This window comes from Nocardia sp. NPDC003183 (assembly GCF_053590715.1).
The window spans coordinates 638,476-654,315 of record NZ_JBSFTG010000002.1 but is presented as its reverse complement, the minus strand read 5'-3'; the positions used below and the strand labels follow the sequence as shown (position 1 = coordinate 654,315).

General features: G+C 68.3%; 16 protein-coding genes. 4 read left to right on the top strand and 12 right to left on the bottom strand.

Going from position 1 to position 15,840, the window contains the following annotated elements:
- Positions 1–51 precede the first annotated feature (51 nt).
- Both ACWDXS_RS10825 and ACWDXS_RS10820 read right to left on the bottom strand, forming a co-directional pair.
- Complete coding sequence (locus ACWDXS_RS10825) at positions 52–1,344, bottom strand: outer membrane protein assembly factor BamB family protein (RefSeq protein ID WP_449964395.1); 1,293 nt, start codon at positions 1,342–1,344, stop codon at positions 52–54.
- Positions 1,345–1,404: 60 nt separating this feature from the next.
- Positions 1,405–2,775 carry an RNA-guided endonuclease InsQ/TnpB family protein gene (locus tag ACWDXS_RS10820; RefSeq protein WP_449964392.1) on the bottom strand — a complete coding sequence of 457 codons (1,371 nt, stop codon included), beginning with the start codon at positions 2,773–2,775 and terminating at the stop codon, positions 1,405–1,407.
- Between the two features lie 16 nt (positions 2,776–2,791).
- Here ACWDXS_RS10820 and ACWDXS_RS10815 point away from each other — a divergent pair, with 16 nt between their 5' ends.
- The gene (locus ACWDXS_RS10815) at positions 2,792–3,538 is read left to right on the top strand and encodes an acyltransferase (protein ID WP_378633250.1); all 747 of its coding nucleotides are present in this window, start codon (positions 2,792–2,794) and stop codon (positions 3,536–3,538) included.
- A 73-nt stretch (positions 3,539–3,611) separates the two neighbouring features.
- The gene (locus ACWDXS_RS10810; RefSeq protein WP_378991542.1) at positions 3,612–4,151 is read left to right on the top strand and encodes a DUF1697 domain-containing protein; all 540 of its coding nucleotides are present in this window, start codon (positions 3,612–3,614) and stop codon (positions 4,149–4,151) included.
- A 35-nt stretch (positions 4,152–4,186) separates the two neighbouring features.
- On the opposite strand, the gene ACWDXS_RS10805 is transcribed toward ACWDXS_RS10810, so the two are convergent.
- The 10 genes from ACWDXS_RS10805 to ctaD all read right to left on the bottom strand — a co-directional run bounded on the left by ACWDXS_RS10805 (position 4,187) and on the right by ctaD (position 14,031).
- On the bottom strand, positions 4,187–5,428 hold the full coding sequence (locus ACWDXS_RS10805; RefSeq protein WP_449964388.1) for a THUMP-like domain-containing protein: 1,242 nt from the start codon (positions 5,426–5,428) through the stop codon (positions 4,187–4,189).
- A complete protein-coding gene (locus tag ACWDXS_RS10800; RefSeq protein WP_101466273.1) occupies positions 5,429–6,406 on the bottom strand; it encodes a class I SAM-dependent methyltransferase in 978 nt (325 codons plus the stop codon).
- 216 nt (positions 6,407–6,622) lie between these two features.
- Entirely contained in the window at positions 6,623–7,399 is a 777-nt protein-coding gene (locus ACWDXS_RS10795) for an enoyl-CoA hydratase-related protein (protein WP_449964385.1), read from the bottom strand.
- Between the two features lie 9 nt (positions 7,400–7,408).
- A complete protein-coding gene (locus tag ACWDXS_RS10790) occupies positions 7,409–8,215 on the bottom strand; it encodes an NUDIX hydrolase (RefSeq protein WP_378991538.1) in 807 nt (268 codons plus the stop codon).
- Between the two features lie 211 nt (positions 8,216–8,426).
- Positions 8,427–9,263, bottom strand: a complete 837-nt coding sequence (locus ACWDXS_RS10785; protein WP_379312003.1) for an ABC transporter ATP-binding protein — start codon at positions 9,261–9,263, stop codon at positions 8,427–8,429.
- 18 nt (positions 9,264–9,281) lie between these two features.
- Positions 9,282–9,440 carry a hypothetical protein gene (locus tag ACWDXS_RS10780; protein ID WP_378991535.1) on the bottom strand — a complete coding sequence of 53 codons (159 nt, stop codon included), beginning with the start codon at positions 9,438–9,440 and terminating at the stop codon, positions 9,282–9,284.
- A gap of 140 nt (positions 9,441–9,580) precedes the next feature.
- Positions 9,581–10,363, bottom strand: a complete 783-nt coding sequence (locus ACWDXS_RS10775; RefSeq protein WP_449964380.1) for a peptidyl-tRNA hydrolase — start codon at positions 10,361–10,363, stop codon at positions 9,581–9,583.
- Between the two features lie 109 nt (positions 10,364–10,472).
- Positions 10,473–10,898 (bottom strand): hypothetical protein, encoded by a 426-nt coding sequence (locus ACWDXS_RS10770; protein WP_387447208.1) that lies wholly within the window; start codon positions 10,896–10,898, stop codon positions 10,473–10,475.
- Between the two features lie 79 nt (positions 10,899–10,977).
- Complete coding sequence (serB, locus tag ACWDXS_RS10765) at positions 10,978–12,207, bottom strand: phosphoserine phosphatase SerB (protein ID WP_378991635.1); 1,230 nt, start codon at positions 12,205–12,207, stop codon at positions 10,978–10,980.
- An 81-nt stretch (positions 12,208–12,288) separates the two neighbouring features.
- Positions 12,289–14,031: an aa3-type cytochrome oxidase subunit I gene (gene ctaD, locus ACWDXS_RS10760; protein ID WP_378991529.1), complete on the bottom strand. Its 1,743-nt coding sequence runs from the start codon at positions 14,029–14,031 to the stop codon at positions 12,289–12,291.
- Positions 14,032–14,328: 297 nt separating this feature from the next.
- Between ctaD and ACWDXS_RS10755 the strand changes: the two genes are divergently transcribed.
- Positions 14,329–15,132 carry a VOC family protein gene (locus ACWDXS_RS10755; RefSeq protein ID WP_379312007.1) on the top strand — a complete coding sequence of 268 codons (804 nt, stop codon included), beginning with the start codon at positions 14,329–14,331 and terminating at the stop codon, positions 15,130–15,132.
- A 189-nt stretch (positions 15,133–15,321) separates the two neighbouring features.
- A complete protein-coding gene (locus tag ACWDXS_RS10750) occupies positions 15,322–15,741 on the top strand; it encodes an AMP-binding protein (RefSeq protein ID WP_379312008.1) in 420 nt (139 codons plus the stop codon).
- Positions 15,742–15,840: the final 99 nt, after the last annotated feature.

The window sequence follows — 15,840 nt, the reverse complement described above, 5'->3', positions numbered from 1 at the left end:
GGCGATTCGGGTATTCCTCGTCCGTGCGCGGCGGAAGAAGCCCGCGGGTACTCAGGCGTCCGGGGTGAAGGCGAAGATCTCGCCGAGGCGGGTGGCGACGACGACTTCACCTTCCGGACCGATGGAGGTGCCCGTGGTGGTGCCGGTGGCGGCCGGCAGGGGGTCGGAGTCGATGGTGTTGCCGGTGGTGGTGTCGAAGGTGATGAGACTCAGGCCCGCGCCGATGGCGGCGACGGTGTAGCCGATATCGCCCGCGGTGTGTGCCGGGGTGCCACGCAGGGCGAGATCCTTGCGTTCCCAGATGATCTCGGCCTTGTCGTCCTTGTCGCGCAGCGCGGTCAGGTAACCGTCGTCGCCCGCCGGGATGATCAGGTCGCCCGCCACGGAAATGCCGCCCTGCGGCGCCCACGGCAACGGCTGGGTCCAGCGGGTGGCGCCGTCGGTGGTGTTCAGGGCGATCAGGCGCTTGCTGTTGTCGCCGATGTAGACGGTGTCGCCGTCGGCGGAGAGGGAGGGGCTGGTCGCGCTGCCGCCGGTGAGTACCTCGGCGCTCCACTCCTGGGTCACGGCGCCGTCGGCGTAGCGCATCGCGCGCAGAGCGGCGGCCTGCTTGCCCGGCTCCCAGACGGTGACGAAGAAGCGGCCGGTCGACGGGTCGACGGCGGTGGTGTTGGCGACGGCGCAGCGGGGACCACCCGTCTGGCAGTCGTCGAGCCCGTCGCCGGACGCGGGACGGGTGAGACCGGGGTACTTCAGGAAGTCGGGTTCACCGAGCAGCTGCAGGGTCGGTACCACCCGACCGCCGGTCTGCCGGCTCAGCACGTCGACCTGACCGGACTGCGTCACCGTCAGCACGTTGCCGTCGCCGGTGAACTGGATCGCCACCGGCACGCCCGCCACCGGGGTGCGCCACCGCGGCTGCCCGAGGTAGTTGAACGAATTCACCGCGCCGTCGTCACCGACGTACACATTGCTGACTCCGTCGAGCACGGTCGGCGCTTCGATCGTCGACGGGCCGAGCGGGTTGCAGAAGCGTTTGCGGCCGGTGAGCATCTGAAAGGAGAAGATCGCACAGTTGCCGGTGCTCGTGGTGACGAACATCTGGCCCTCGGCGCCGATCGTCAACGGCTGGGCGATCGGGCCGCCCACCGGACGTGACCAGCTCAGCGACATCGAGTCCGCACCCCGCACCGGGCTGCCGCTCGCGTTGCTGCCATCGTGATGCGTTGCGGGCCAGCCTTTTCCGGCGCCGACCGTGATGTCGTCCACATCCGTGCCGCACCCGGCCAGCGCCACCACACCGGCGGCAGCGAGCGAGGCAACGACGCGAGTCCGAGTTCGCACTGCTGATCTCCCTGTGTATTGACGTCCTCCCGCGGATGGCACCGGGGATTCCAACCGCTTTCAAGCGGCAGTTGGAGCGGTAGTCCCTCGCGGGATGTCCGCCTTGGATTCCTGCTTCATAGACCGACTAGCGCTGAAGTCTCCACAAGCTGTGACCGCACGCCCTGCGGCCAGAATATTTCGTGCGGCATTCACATCCGCGTTCAGGGTGTGACCGCAATGGGCACATCGGAACAGCGCTTGGCTCTTGCGCGATTCCGGATCCACTACTCCACATGCCGAACACATTTGCGACGTGAAAGCTGCGGGTACCACCACGATCCGTGTGCCCGTGTATCGAGCTTGGCCGGCCAGCGCAAGCTGCAACCGACGCCACCCTTTCGCAAGGATCGCCCTGTTCAGACCAGCCTTCTGCCGCACATTCACACCCGGAACCACCGCCGTGCCTCGCGCACTGCGGGTCATGTTCGTGATTTTCAAGTCCTCCACTGCCACCATCGAATTCGCTGTCGTGAGTCGATGCGCAGTCTGTTCACAGAAGTCGGTACGGCGATCCCGCTCCCGCGCACGGATACTACGCATCCGTGACAGGGTCTTGCTCCGGTTGGCGGAACCCTTCTTTTGCCGCGCCAACTGCTGCTGTAACCGCCGGTAGCGTTTCGTTTCCCCAGCTGTGGCGAATACCCGGTCGACCATGACGCCGTCGGAACACGCCACGGCGACCTTCACGCCACGATCCACGCCCACTGCGGAATCAGGTGCAGAGTGCTGCTGTGGGGTCACCAGTCCATCCTCAACGATGAACGACACCATCCATCTGCCACCATCCCGCGACACCGTCGCGTTACGGACCTTTCCACCTACTGCCCGTGACATCCGGAACCGCACCCACCCGAGTTTGGGCAGCTTCACCCGACCCCACCGCTTGTTCAGCCGTTCGACGACCATCTTGCCGCCCTCCGGGAACCGGAACGATGGAACCCACCGTCGCGCCGAACGAAACCGCACTTTCCATGTCCCGTGCTCGCGACACGCCTTATCCAGATCCATCAGGGTCTGCTGCAAGCAATGCCCCGGCGCGGCTTTCAACCACGTGTGGTCGGCCTTCGCCGACGCGAGCTCGCCCGCTTGCCGGTGGTAGTCGATCCAACCATCGCGGCGCCGGTAATCGCGCCGCTGCTCCAAACCGGTATTCCACACAGCCCGGCACACCGCAGCGAACCGCTCAGCGCAAACTTGCTGCTCAGCAGTGAGTTCGAGGCGGTACCGTCGACCGGTCAACATGCCGTCGATACACCGTTGCTGCAGCTCGACATCCGAACGCCCTATCTGCTCGCGCCGTTGATCGGGGTATGGCACGGTAAGTGTGCCCTGCGAAAGTACTCTGTGTACCCGACGACCGAATCCCCGGGGCAGGCCCGGTGCGATCATGACGGGAGAGTAGTTCGTGACGAGCATGTGGGGCGCGCCGCTGAGCGCGCGCTGGCGTGGATCACGCCGCCGCGATCCGCAGCAGGCCCGATTTCTGACCAGGGATTCGCTGCGCTGGGTGCTCGCCAACCGCGCCTACACCCCGTGGTACCTGGTGCGTTACTACCGGCTGGCCAAGTTCCGCCTGGCCAACCCGCATATCGTGCTGCGCGGAATGGTGTTCCTCGGCCGCAATGTGGAAATCCACGCGACCCCGGAACTCGCGCGCATGGAGATCGGCCGCTGGGTGCACATCGGCGACGGCAACGCCCTGCGCTGCCACGAGGGCTCGCTGCGGATCGGCGACAAGGTGGTGTTCGGCAAGGACAACGTCGTCAACACCTACCTCGACATCGAGATCGGTGAGTCGACCCTGGTCGCCGACTGGTGCTACATCTGCGACTTCGACCACCGCATGGACGACATCAACATGCCCATCAAGGATCAGGGCATCGTGAAGAGTCCCGTGCGGATCGGCCCCGATACCTGGATCGCGGCGAAGGTGACCGTCCTGCGTGACACCCGGGTCGGCCGCGGTTGCGTGCTGGGCGCGCACGCGGTGGTGCGTGGCGATGTCCCCGACTACAGCATCGCGGTCGGCGCTCCCGCCAAGGTCGTGAAGAACCGCAAGGTCGCCTGGGATGCCAGTGCCGAGGAGCGCGAGGCCTACATGGCGGCGCTGGCCGACATCGAACGCAAGAAGAACGCCGCCGCTCAGTCCTGACTCCCGGGTGCTTCGCTGACACGGCCGCCGGATGCGATGGTTTCTGTCGGTGAGGGTCGGTACGGTCAGCGACGTGGAGAGCTATGCGGCGCTGCTGCGGGGGATCATGCCGACCAACCCGAACATGCGCAACGAGAAGTTGCGCGGTGTGTTCGAGGGGCTGGGCTTCGAGAAGGTCGCGTCGGTACTCACGAGCGGCAATGTCGTCTTCCGCACCGCGGACGACCCCGCCGACCTGGAAGATCGCATCCAGCAGGCACTCAACGCCGAACTCGGCATCCCGGGCGGCACCATCATCCGCAGCCGTCCCGAACTGCGCGCGCTCCTCGACCGCGACCCCTTCGAAGGTCTCCCCCACGAACGCGGCTCCTATCTCACCGTCACCTTCTTCAAGACGACGATGCGCGAAGCCGACACCAAGACCTTCGACGACGACCCCCTCACCCGCGTCATCGGCTACGACCGCAAGGCCCGCGCCTTCCTCACCGTCATCGACAACAGCACCGGCGCGACCCCTGACTTCATGGCCCGCCTGGAGAAGATCTACGGCAAGGACATCACCACCCGCACCTGGCTCACGGTGCAGCGCGTGGTGAAGAAGATGGAAGCCTGACCTGTGACCAGGTGCGGCCGGCCATAGGTGCGTTGTCAGCGGGTGGGAGCGACCGCTCGGCAGAGGAAGACGACGCCAGCGCGGCCGATGCGGGTGATCACCAGGGTGTACGGCGTCGAGCCGCGCTGCTTGAGCTTCTTGCGAAGTCCATCGGGGTCGACGTCGACGCCGCGGATGAGGATTTCCAGGGAGCCGCAGTCACGGCGGTTCAATTCCTGGCGGAGGGTCTTCTCGCGGAGTTCGAAACGGTCCTCGATGCGGAAGCCCCGCATACCCGCGGGGACCGTGTCGCCGGTGAGATAGGCGATCTGTGGGTCCAGTTGCCAGAGGCCGTGTTTCGCGGCGTAGTGACGGACCAGGCCCGCGCGGACGACGGCGCCGTCGGGGTCGATGATCCAGTCGCCGGGGGCGCGGTCGGGGATGTCGTCGGAGGCGGCGTCGGTGAGCGTGGTCGCACCGCCGTGGGAATTCAGGACGGTGGCGCGGCGGGTGACGCCGGGTTCGGTGAGGCCGGGCGACCAGAGGCAGGCTTCGCGGACGGCGCCGTCGAGGGAGACGATCTCCACCTCGCCGTCCCAGCCTAGGCGGTCGAAATCCAGGCCGGGTGCGGACTTCACGGCGATATCGCGGCCCGCGTAGGCGGTGAGCAGATCCGGAAGTGGGGGTTGGAGTTTCGCGGGATCGTAGGTGCGACGGCCGTCGGCCCGGCGAGCCGGATCGGCGATGATCACGGTATCGCGCGTGGTCGGCACGAGAGCATCGGCCTTGGCCAACACGATGTTTCGGCTACCAGTCGCTGCCGGGGCGGCATCCGCACTGATCGCCGGGCCGCGATCCACCGCCGATACCGGCCCCACCCCGAGATTGTGGGCGGCCATGGCCAGGCGGACATCGTCGAGATCGCTACCGACCACCGCCGGACAAGCCGCGGCCAGCTCGGACAGTTCCGCGCCGATCGAGCAGGTCACGTCGTGCACCGCGCGGCCGGCCAGGCGGGTCGCCCGATGCCGGGCGACGAGCGCGGGCGTCGCCTGTTGCAGCGCGTCGTCGGTGAACAGCCACTCCCCTGCCGTGGGCAGTTTCACCACGGCCTTACGGCGCAACCGCACCGTCTCGATCAAGGCGGGCGCGAGTGCACCGTGCGAACGACGCACCTGCTCGATATCGCGCAGGTGCGTCGCGGTCGTCAGCTCCAGCCGGTCGACCTCGGCGAGCGCGGCACGGCCTGCCGCGCTGCCGAGATAGGCGACATCGTCGCGGCCGAAGCGATAGCCCACCTACTTCTGCGCCGCGCCCGGCTTCACGCCGGTGATCATCGCGTTGTAGAAGAACTCGCGCGGCACGACCTTGCGCAGCACGTTCTCGTCCAGCCAGCTCAGACCCAGCCACGCGCGGTACTGCGCCAGGCGGTAGGGCATGGTCAGCTTCTCGTCGGGGACTGCGGCCTCGAAGGTGCGCACCGGCCAGCCCCACAGGGCGGCGGCGAGTTCCTCGGTGGTGGCCTTCACATCGACGGCACCGGCCGACTTCGCCATCTTCTCGAGATCGCTCGGGTCGAAGGTGTGCAGGTCGACGACGGCCTCGAGCGCGGCGGCGCGAGACGACTCGTCCAGTTCGGTCTGCGGACGACGCCAGCCCGACAGGAACGGCAGCTTGGTGATCTCGGTGGTCACCTTCCAGGTGGCCTGGCCGAGGCGACGGGCGTAGATGTTGCCGATGGTGGTGGGTTCACCGGCGAACACGAAGCGCCCGCCCGGCTTGAGCACGCGCAGGCACTCCTTGAGCGCCAGTTCCACGTCGGGGATGTGGTGCAGCACGGCGTGGCCACACACCAGGTCGAAGGTGTCGTCGTCGTACGGGATGGTCTCGGCGTCGGCGACGCGCCCGTCGACATCGAGGCCGAGGTGCTCGGCGTTGCGCAGCGCGACCTTCACCATGCCGGGCGAGAGGTCGGTGACCGAACCCGACTTGGCGACGCCACCCTGCATCAGGTTGAGCAGGAAGAATCCGGTGCCACAGCCCAGCTCGAGCGCACGCTCGTACGGCAGCGGAGCGGGGCCTACGGCGAGGTCGAACCGGCCGCGCGCATACGCGATACAGCGTTCGTCATAGGAGATCGACCACTTGTCGTCGTAGGTCTCCGCTTCCCAGTCGTGGTACAGGACCTGGGCGAGTTTGGTGTCTTTGCGCGCTGCTTCGACCTGGGCCGCGGTGGCGTGGGGGTTCGGCGCCGGGTCGTCGGGATGGACCGTCATGCAGGCCAGCCTAATATGTGCGCCCGGGCACGCCGCTGCTGGGACAAGAGACTGCTCTTTCCTGCACCCACGACCGGCCGCCGGGCTCCCGCGAGCGCGAGCCGCCATCGGACCGGACAGCCGGTTCGCACCGCCCCAGCGCGGGATGGCTGGGAGGTTACCCGGGTTCTCGCAACACCGGCCCGCACGAAGTTAACCCAGGTTCCGGCGGTGTTGCTAGCGACCAGTGAAGGTCGCGGCGTTCGGTCCTTCCGCGGCGAAGGTACGGGTGCCGGTGCGGGCGTCGTCGGTGTCGAACAGGGCCGACCATTCGGTGACAGCGGTGGCGTGACCGTGCGGCCCGGACTCGAAAACCGCCTTGGCTGCGGCGAGGGCGCGGGGTGCGGCGGTGACGAACTGAGCGGCCCACGCGCGCGCCGCGGTGAGGACATCGTCGGGCGCGACGACCTCATCGACCAAGCCGAGCTTCTCGGCTTCTTCGGCGCCGACGAAACGACCGGTGTAGACGAGATCCTTGGCCCGGCTCGCGCCGATGAGCAGCGAGAGCCTTCGGATGCCGGACAGGGGAATCAGGCCCGCTTTGATCTGCGGCAGACCGAGTTTCACGTTGTCGCCGACGATCCGGTGGTCGGCGCCCAGCGCGAGTTCGAGGCCGGCGCCGAGGCAGTAGCCGGTGATCGCGGCGACCGTCGGCTGCGGAACCCGCGAGAGGCAGCCGAGTGCGGCCTGGAGATCGGCGGCCATGGCGGCGGCCTGCCCGGCGTCGAGCTCGGCCAGCTCCGCCATCTCGTCGCCCGCGCTGAACACCCGCTCGTCGCCGTAGACGATCAGGGCCGAGACCCCGGGATGCTCGGCCACCACGGCCGCCGCGACCGCCACCTCACGGGCCAGCTGGGCGTCGACAAGGTTCAGCGGCGGACGATCGATGCGCAACAGCGCGACGCCACGGGTGGTCGGCTCGGCGGGCAGCTCGAGGGTCACGAATTCGGCCATGGGAGCAACCTACCGGCCGCCGAGTGCACCCAATTGCGGCAGCTCGTCGAAATACCGTTCGTTGTCGGGGAAGTCCGACAGCGGACGCCCGCCCGCCCCCGGCGAGTACTTCGGCATGATCGGCTCGACGACGCGGTCGGCGGCCAGCGCGGCCGCGGTGTCGGCGAACCCGCACAGGGCGTCGAGCTGCGACCACGTCGGTGGCATCAGCACGTGTTCGCCTGCCCGCCAGCTCGCCAGGGCGTCCTGCGGTGTCCGCCAGGCCACCTGAGCGGCCTCGGAGGTGGCACCGTCGGCGATCTGGCCCTGCGGGAGCACCGCGACGAAGAAGCGGGTGTCATAGCGGCGGGGTTCGGCCTCCGGCGTGATCCAGTTCGACCACGGGCGGAGCAGGTCGGCGCGTAACACCAGGCCCTCGGCCGCGAGGAAATCGGCGAGCGACAATTCGCGGCGCTCGAGCTTGCCGCGGGCCGCGCGATAGCGCGCCGAGTCGTCGACTACCGAATCCGCGGTCGGTCCGGCCAGCAGCACGCCACATTCCTCGAACGTTTCCCGCACGGCCGCGGCGACGAGCGCCTGCGCGGTCTGTTCGTCGGTGGCGAAACGCTCGGCCCACCAGGCGGGTTCGGGGCCGGTCCAGGCGATGTCGGCCGTGCCGTCGGCGGCGTCGACGCCACCGCCGGGGAACACTGTCACCCCGGCCGCGAACGCCATCGCCTTGACCCGACGCTGCAGGAACACCTCGATACCCGCCTCGCCGTCGCGCACCAGCATCACGGTCGACGCGTCCCGCACGGAGACCCCGGACTCACTCATATCGTTCCTCTCCACCACCGAGCCACACGCCCGGCGACCACCGATCTACCGACCGGACCGGCTGTCTCCTTCGAGCGCAGCCCTCTCAGCACCCTAACGCCCGCTTGGTCGACCGTGAGCCGGGATTCCCGGCGACCGGACGCCCAGCCAGGTCAGCCCGGGCGCCGGTGCGCGTAATCGGCGCCCGCGAGTCAGCGCGGCGAGCCGGCGCTCAGTTGCGGCGCCGGTGCCCGCCCGAACGACGAGCCCGCCGCGCGAACCACCGCCCGTCGACCCGGTCGAGCGCGATCGACTGGCTGAAAGCGTTGCTCAGATTCTCGGCGGTGAGGACATCGCCCAGGAGACCTTGGCCGACCACCTCCCCCTCCTTGAGCAGCAGCGCGTGAGTGAAGCCGGGCGGGATCTCCTCGACGTGATGGGTCACCAGCACCATCGCGGGCGCGTCGGGGTCGGCGGCGAGATCGCCGAGACGTTCGACGAGTTCCTCCCGCCCGCCCAGGTCGAGGCCCGCGGCCGGTTCGTCGAGCAGCAGCAGTTCCGGATCGGTCATCAGGGCGCGCGCGATGAGCACCCGCTTGCGTTCGCCTTCGGACAGGGTGCCGTAGGTGCGGTCGGAAAGGTGCTCGGCGCCGAGTGTTTCCAGCATGTCGACCGCGCGTTCGGTGTCGATGTCCTCGTAGCGCTCGCGCCAGCGGCCGAGCACCGCGTAGCCGGCCGAGACCACCAGGTCACTGACCTTCTCGTCCACCGGGATGCGGCTGGCCACCGCCGCCGAGGACAGTCCGATACGTGGCCGCAATTCGCTGACGTCGACGCGACCGAGCGTCTCCCCCAACAGATTCGCGTGACCGGAGGTCGGATGGAGTTCGGCGGCGGCCATTCTCAGCAGCGAGGTCTTGCCCGCGCCGTTCGGGCCGAGCACCACCCAGCGTTCGTCGAGCTCTACTTGCCAGGAGACCGGGCCGACGAGGGTTCGGCCCGAGCGACGGATGGTCACATCGGAGAAGTCGATGAGCAGATCGGGATCGGGTTGCGACACGCGCTCCATCTTGGCCCACGCGGGCTCTCAGCGCAGCGACCGGCCCGTGCGAGATTCGTCGATCCTGGTCGTCGACGGGTCACCCGTGCTGCGAACCTCGCTGCGCAACATCCGCGCGGCGACGAAGGAGACCGGCACCGACAGCACAACCCAGACGATCAGGATCACCACAATCGTCGTCATCATCGCGGAACCTCCCTGTACCTCGACGTGCACGGCTGTCGGTTACGTATACCCGCGAGGCGCTGCCGCCACACCGCGTTATCGCGGCGAGTCGCGAAAACCGCAACCCAACCGCCGGATTCGCGTCGCGCGTGTCGCGGCGATCACTCCCGTGGCGGCACCGCGATCACCGTCATCGAACCGGGCGCCACCTCGGTGAAACCGGCATCGCGCACAGCCACCGCACGACCCGCCGTCACCTCGTCCACCAACCCCGCCCACTGCTGTTCGCCGGCGTCGCGCACCGCGCAGCGGAATCCGCGGGCCGCCCACGCGGCCGCCGCGTCCACGGGCAACGCACCCGCCAGCAGCATGCTCGCGTGCCCGACCTGCGCCGCTGCCTTGCCCACCGACATCTCCAGCGCCGCGTTCACCCACAGCACCGGCGATGCCGGATCCGCCGGGCCCGGCTCGTCGTGGTCGAGATCGGTACCGCCGATCTGGAGTTTGCGGATGCGCTGATCGATCTCCCCGACCGGGCCGGGAACGAACGCACGAGCCTGCGCGCCGTCGACCTCGACCGTCACCCCGTCGACGTCTCCCGCGGCCACCCACTGCGCACCCCGCGCCCGCCGGGCGACCTTCCTGATCCGCGACCGCTTCCACGCGAGGTACCGCGGCTCCCACTCCCCGCCGGGTCCCGAACGCGGGTCGAGGCACACCGCGACCGCCGCGGCGGCGGCCGCTTCCAGCAGTGCGCTGCGGGCGGGCGGGTCAGCCTTGGGGATGTGCAGCACCATCTGCATCGCCTGCACCATCGCCGGGTCGTCGGGGTCGTCGCCGCCGCCGTAGCCCTGCGCCAATTCCGCGTGCCGAGCGGCGAATTCGGCCGCCTCGTCGCGGACCGGGGCCTCGGCCTGCTCCTCGGTTTCCAACCCACTACCCATGCCACAACACCCGTTCGATCGACACCAGTCCGCCCGCCAGCCTAATAGCGCGGGCGCGTGGCCTTCCGGGCCTTTCCCGGAGGCGAGCGTGGCCGCGCGCCGACCCGGCTCAGCTCACCCGGACATCCACCATGAAGGTCGGCTCGGGGCCGATCGATGGTTCGCTGGCCGGCCCGTACGTGAACTGCAGCGAGGTCACCCCCCGCTCGATCGCCCGGAACGGCCACACCGTGGCGTTGCCCTCGCTGGTCGGCCCACCGTCGGCGATCAGGATGCCCTTCTCGGCGTTGACCATCCCCCACTCGCCGGTCGACGCGGGATCCCGCGGCAGACGTACCAGCAGGCGCTGGCCCACCGTGGCCACCACCGTGCTGCCGTTGGCGAACAGCTCGATCGTCAGCGGATCGGCCGCGGACTGCGCAACGGCGGTCGGCTGGAGGGTGACGTCATACGGTTCGGTCTTGTCGCCACCGCATCCGGCGGTCGATCCGCCGAGCCCCGCCAGGGCGACCAGGACGAGAAATGACCTGCGCACAACAACCTCCCGGTGACGAGCGGTGACGACGTGCCTGTGCGGTCACTCTACGTCGGTGAGGTCGCGATTCCGCGTGACGCTACCGGCCGAGCAGCGGAACCCGTCGTACGCCACCGTCACGCGCGTCGGCCGCTTCCACCTCGTCGCGGGTGACGCCGAGGATGAACAGCACCGCGTCCAGGTAGGGGTGCGACAGCGCCGTGTCGGCCACCTCGCGCAGCGCGGGCTTGGCGTTGAAGGCCACGCCGAGCCCGGCCGCGTTGAGCATGTCGATGTCGTTGGCGCCGTCACCGACCGCGACGGTCTGCTCCATCGGCACCCCCGCCTCGGCCGCGAACTTGCGCAGCGCGGTCGCCTTGAACGCCCGGTCGACGATCTCGCCGACGACCCGCCCGGTGAGCTTGCCGTCGATGATCTCCAGGGTGTTGGCCTGCACGAAATCGAGCTCCAGCTCGTGTGCGAGCGGCTCGATCACCTGCCGGAACCCACCGGAGACCACACCGCAGCGGAAGCCGAGCCTGCGCAGGGTGCGAATCGTGGTGCGCGCGCCCGGGGTGAGCTCGATCCGGTCGGCGACCTCCTCGATCACCGACTCGTCGAGGCCCTCGAGGGTGGCCACGCGCTGCCGCAGCGATTCGGCGAAGTCGAGCTCGCCGCGCATCGCGGCCTCGGTGACCTCGCGGACCTGGTCTTCGACGCCGGCGTGCGCGGCCAGCATCTCGATCACTTCGCCCGTGATCAGAGTGGAGTCGACGTCGAACACGATCAGGCGCTTGGCCCGGCGGGCCAGCCCGGCCCGTTCCACCGCGATGTCGACCTGTTCGGCGACGGCCACCTCGGCCAGTGCGGTGCGCAGCCGCGCGTCGCCTTCGTCGCTGGTGTCGGTCGCGGTGACCATCAGTTCCATCCCGGTCACCGGGTAGTCGGCGATGCCACGGATGGAGTCGATATTGGCGCCACCGGTGGCGAGTTCACGCGAGATGGCGCTGAACGCCTTCGCGGTGACCGGGGCGCCGAGCACCACGACCGCGTGCGTGGACATCGGCGGCTTGCCGATCTGCGCGTCGACCGACACGTCGACCTGCATGCCGACGGTGTTCATCGCCTCTTCGAGCTCGTCCTGCAACGCCTCGGGGTCGTTGGGGCACGACACCAGCACCCCGAGGGTGAGTCGACCCCTGATGACCACCTGCTCCACGTCCAGCAAGCTCACCTGATGCCGGGACAACGTCGCCAGCAGCACCGAGGTGACGCCTGGTCGGTCGGGGCCGGTGACGGTCACGAGAACTGTGGTGTCGGCCAAGTCGATCTGCTCCGTTCGATTACCCACAAAAAGAGTGTGCACCCGCTGGTCACCCAGCAGGTGCACACCCTGTCGTTCGGTGGTGTCCTACTTCTTCGCGAGCGCGCCTTCGGACACGTGCGTGCTGTGCTTACCCGAGCCCCAGCCGACGTGCGCCTCGGCCTTCATGCGCTCGACCATGTGCGGGTAGTGCAGCTCGAACGCCGGGCGCTCGGACCGGATCCGCGGCAGCTCGTAGAAGTTGTGGCGCGGCGGCGGGCAGGTGGTGGCCCACTCGAGGGAGTTGCCGTAGCCCCACGGGTCGTCGACCGTGACGACCTCGCCGTAGCGGTAGCTCTTGAAGACGTTCCAGATGAACGGCAGCATCGACGAGCCCAGGATGAACGCACCGATCGTGGAGATCGTGTTCAGCGTGGTGAAACCGTCGGACGGCAGGTAGTCGGCGTAGCGACGCGGCATGCCCTCGGCGCCCAGCCAGTGCTGAACGAGGAAGGTGGTGTGGAAGCCGACGAAGGTGGTCCAGAAGTGCCACTTGCCCAGACGCTCGTCCATCATGCGGCCGGTGATCTTCGGGAACCAGAAGTAGATACCCGCGAAGGTCGCGAACACGATGGTGCCGAAGAGCACGTAGTGGAAGTGCGCGACGACGAAGTACGAGTCGGTGACGTGGAAGTCCAGCGGCGGCGAGGCCAGGATGACGCCCGACAGACCACCGAAGAGGAAGGTCACCAGGAAGCCGATCGACCACAGCATCGGTGTCTCGAACGTCAGCTGACCGCGCCACATGGTGCCGATCCAGTTGAAGAACTTCACACCGGTCGGGACCGCGATGAGGAAGGTCATGAAGGAGAAGTACGGCAGCAGCACGGCGCCGGTGGCGTACATGTGGTGCGCCCACACCGCGATCGACAGCGCCGCGATACCCAGCGTCGCGTAGACCAGCGTGGTGTAACCGAAGATCGGTTTACGGCTGAACACCGGGAAGATCTCCGACACGATGCCGAAGAACGGCAGCGCGATGATGTAGACCTCGGGGTGACCGAAGAACCAGAACAGGTGCTGGTAGAGCAGGATGCCGCCGGTGGCCGGGTCGTAGATGTGGCCGCCCAGGTGGCGGTCGTAGGCCAGACCGAACAGCGCCGCGGTGAGCAGCGGGAAGGCCAGCAGCACCAGGACCGAGGTCACCGCGATGTTCCAGGTGAAGATCGGCATGCGGAACATGGTCATACCGGGTGCGCGCAGGCAGACCACGGTGGTGAGCATGTTGACGCCACCGAGGATGGTGCCCAGACCCGACACGGCCAGACCCAGGATCCACAGGTCGGTGCCGACACCGGGCGAGTGCAGGATGTCGGTGAGCGGCACGTACGCCGTCCAGCCGAAGTCCGCCGCGCCGCCGGGGGTCACGAAACCCGCGGTCGCCATCGAGCCACCGAACAGGTACAGCCAGTAGCTGAACGCGTTCAGTCGCGGGAAGGCGACGTCGGGGGCGCCGATCTGCAGCGGCAGGATGATGTTGGCGAAGCCGAACACGATCGCCGTCGCGTAGAACAGCAGCATGATCGTGCCGTGCATGGTGAACAGCTGGTTGAACTGTTCGGGCGAAAGGAACTGCAGACCCGGACGGGCCAACTCGGCGCGCATCAGCAGCGCCATGAGTCCACCGACCAGGAAGAAGCTGATCGCCGTCACCAAGTACATGGTGCCGAGCACCTTGGGGTCGGTGGTGGTGACCGCCTTGTAGAGGAACGAGCCCTTCGGACCGGTCCGGGCCGGATACGGTCGAGTCGCTTCCAACTGAGGGACTGGCCTGGGCTCTACCGCAGTCACTGATCCTCCTGAAGATGCCTGTACGTCACTCGCAGAGCCGGCCGCGCCTCCATGACGGACAGCAGCAGACATGCGTTGGAGTGAATCGTAAACCGTGCTGCCGCAGCATTCCGCGCGGGTCCTACTCTGTGTCGTATTCGGCGCGCCGTAGTTCGCGATCCCGATCTTCCTCCGCAGGTCGCGTGGGTGCAACGGTTGTCGGCGATGACTTTTCGGCGGTCGGCGCGTCATGATCGATGCCGACGCGCGAACATGCCAGCGTCTCTGACGCGCTACCCCTTCAGCCGAGGAGAAGTCATGTCGTTCAGCCCGAAACCCGGCGATCCCACCTGGGTCGACCTCTACACGACCGATCTCGACCGCGCGATCGCCTTCTACGGCGAGTTGTTCGGCTGGACCGCCGAACGCGGCGGCGAGGAATTCGGCGGCTACACCACCTTGCGCAAGGACGGGCGGGCGGTGGCGGGTGCGATGGGCCGCCACGACGATCCCGGCGACCCGTATCCGGACCGCTGGACCGTCTATCTGAACTCCCCCGATGCCCTGGCCACGACAGCCGCGGCGAGCGCGGCGGGCGGCAATGTGATCGTCGAGCCGATGGCGATCGCCGATCTCGGTGCGATGGCGGTACTGGCCGATGTCGGCGGAATCGGTGTCGGCGTCTGGCAGGCCGATACCTTCGCCGGCTTCGACGCGGTCGGCATCGTCGCGGACGGGACCTGGACCGACCACGTCGGCGTCCCGTCCTGGTTCGAGCTGATGACCCGCGCCTACGACGAGTCGCTGGTCTTCTACCGCGACGTCTTCGGCTGGCGCGACACCCTGACGATCGCGGACACCGCGGACTTCCGCTACACCACCATCCACACCGTTCCTCCCATGGGCGGCGGCGTCCTCGACGCCAACGGTCACCTCGCCGAGGGCGTGCCCGGCTCGTGGACGGTCTATTTCGGCGCCGACGACGTCGACAAGTCCGCCGAACACGCGGTGGCCCTCGGCGGCACCATCGCCTTCGAACCGATGAACACCCCCTACGGCCGCCTCGCCGGCCTGATCGACCCCACCGGCGCGCATTTCAGCATCGGCGGAAACGCCCGCTGAGGCGAGTCCCACGGCGGTCGGCGGTGCGTGCACGAGGCCGCCGCCGCCGGGGTTCGCCCACCCAGGGGTGGTAATCGATCCCCCTGGGAGTCTGCGCATCAACGCTGGGGTTGCTGTCGGATCCCCCTCCCGAAGACGAGATTAGAGGTGTACCCACAGACACCCGTCAAGCCTTCGAAGGGGAACACGATGAGCACCCTGGTCACCGCACCCGCCGGCAACGTCATCCCGATGCGCAGCCGCTCCGGCGCGCCGGTCGCCGGTCAGCTCGCCGACGCCGATCTGGACCGTTGGGCGAACCGCCTGGCCCGGCTGCTGCTCACCCGTGGCGCCGACGCCGGCGACCGGATCGCCCTCGCTGTCGACCCCCGGATCGAGTCGGTGGTCGCCGAGGCCGCGGTGCGCAAGATCGGTGCGATCCCGGTGTCGCAGGCCGAGGGCGCGTCCACCGCCCCCGGCGCCGGATTCGGGATCACCACCAAGGCCCGCCGGGGCGAACTCGGCGGCGGCGCCGACTGGCTGGTGCTCGACGACCGCTCGACCCTGCAGCGCTATCTGGTCACCTCCGACGCGCCGCTGGCGGCCACGGAACTGCGCGCAGTCTGCTGAACCCATTCCGATGCGCTCGATACAGGTTCAGAATGAACATAGAGCGCAGTACGCAACGGCGGGTACTACCTACCAGGTAGCTACCCGACGGTCGGGAAC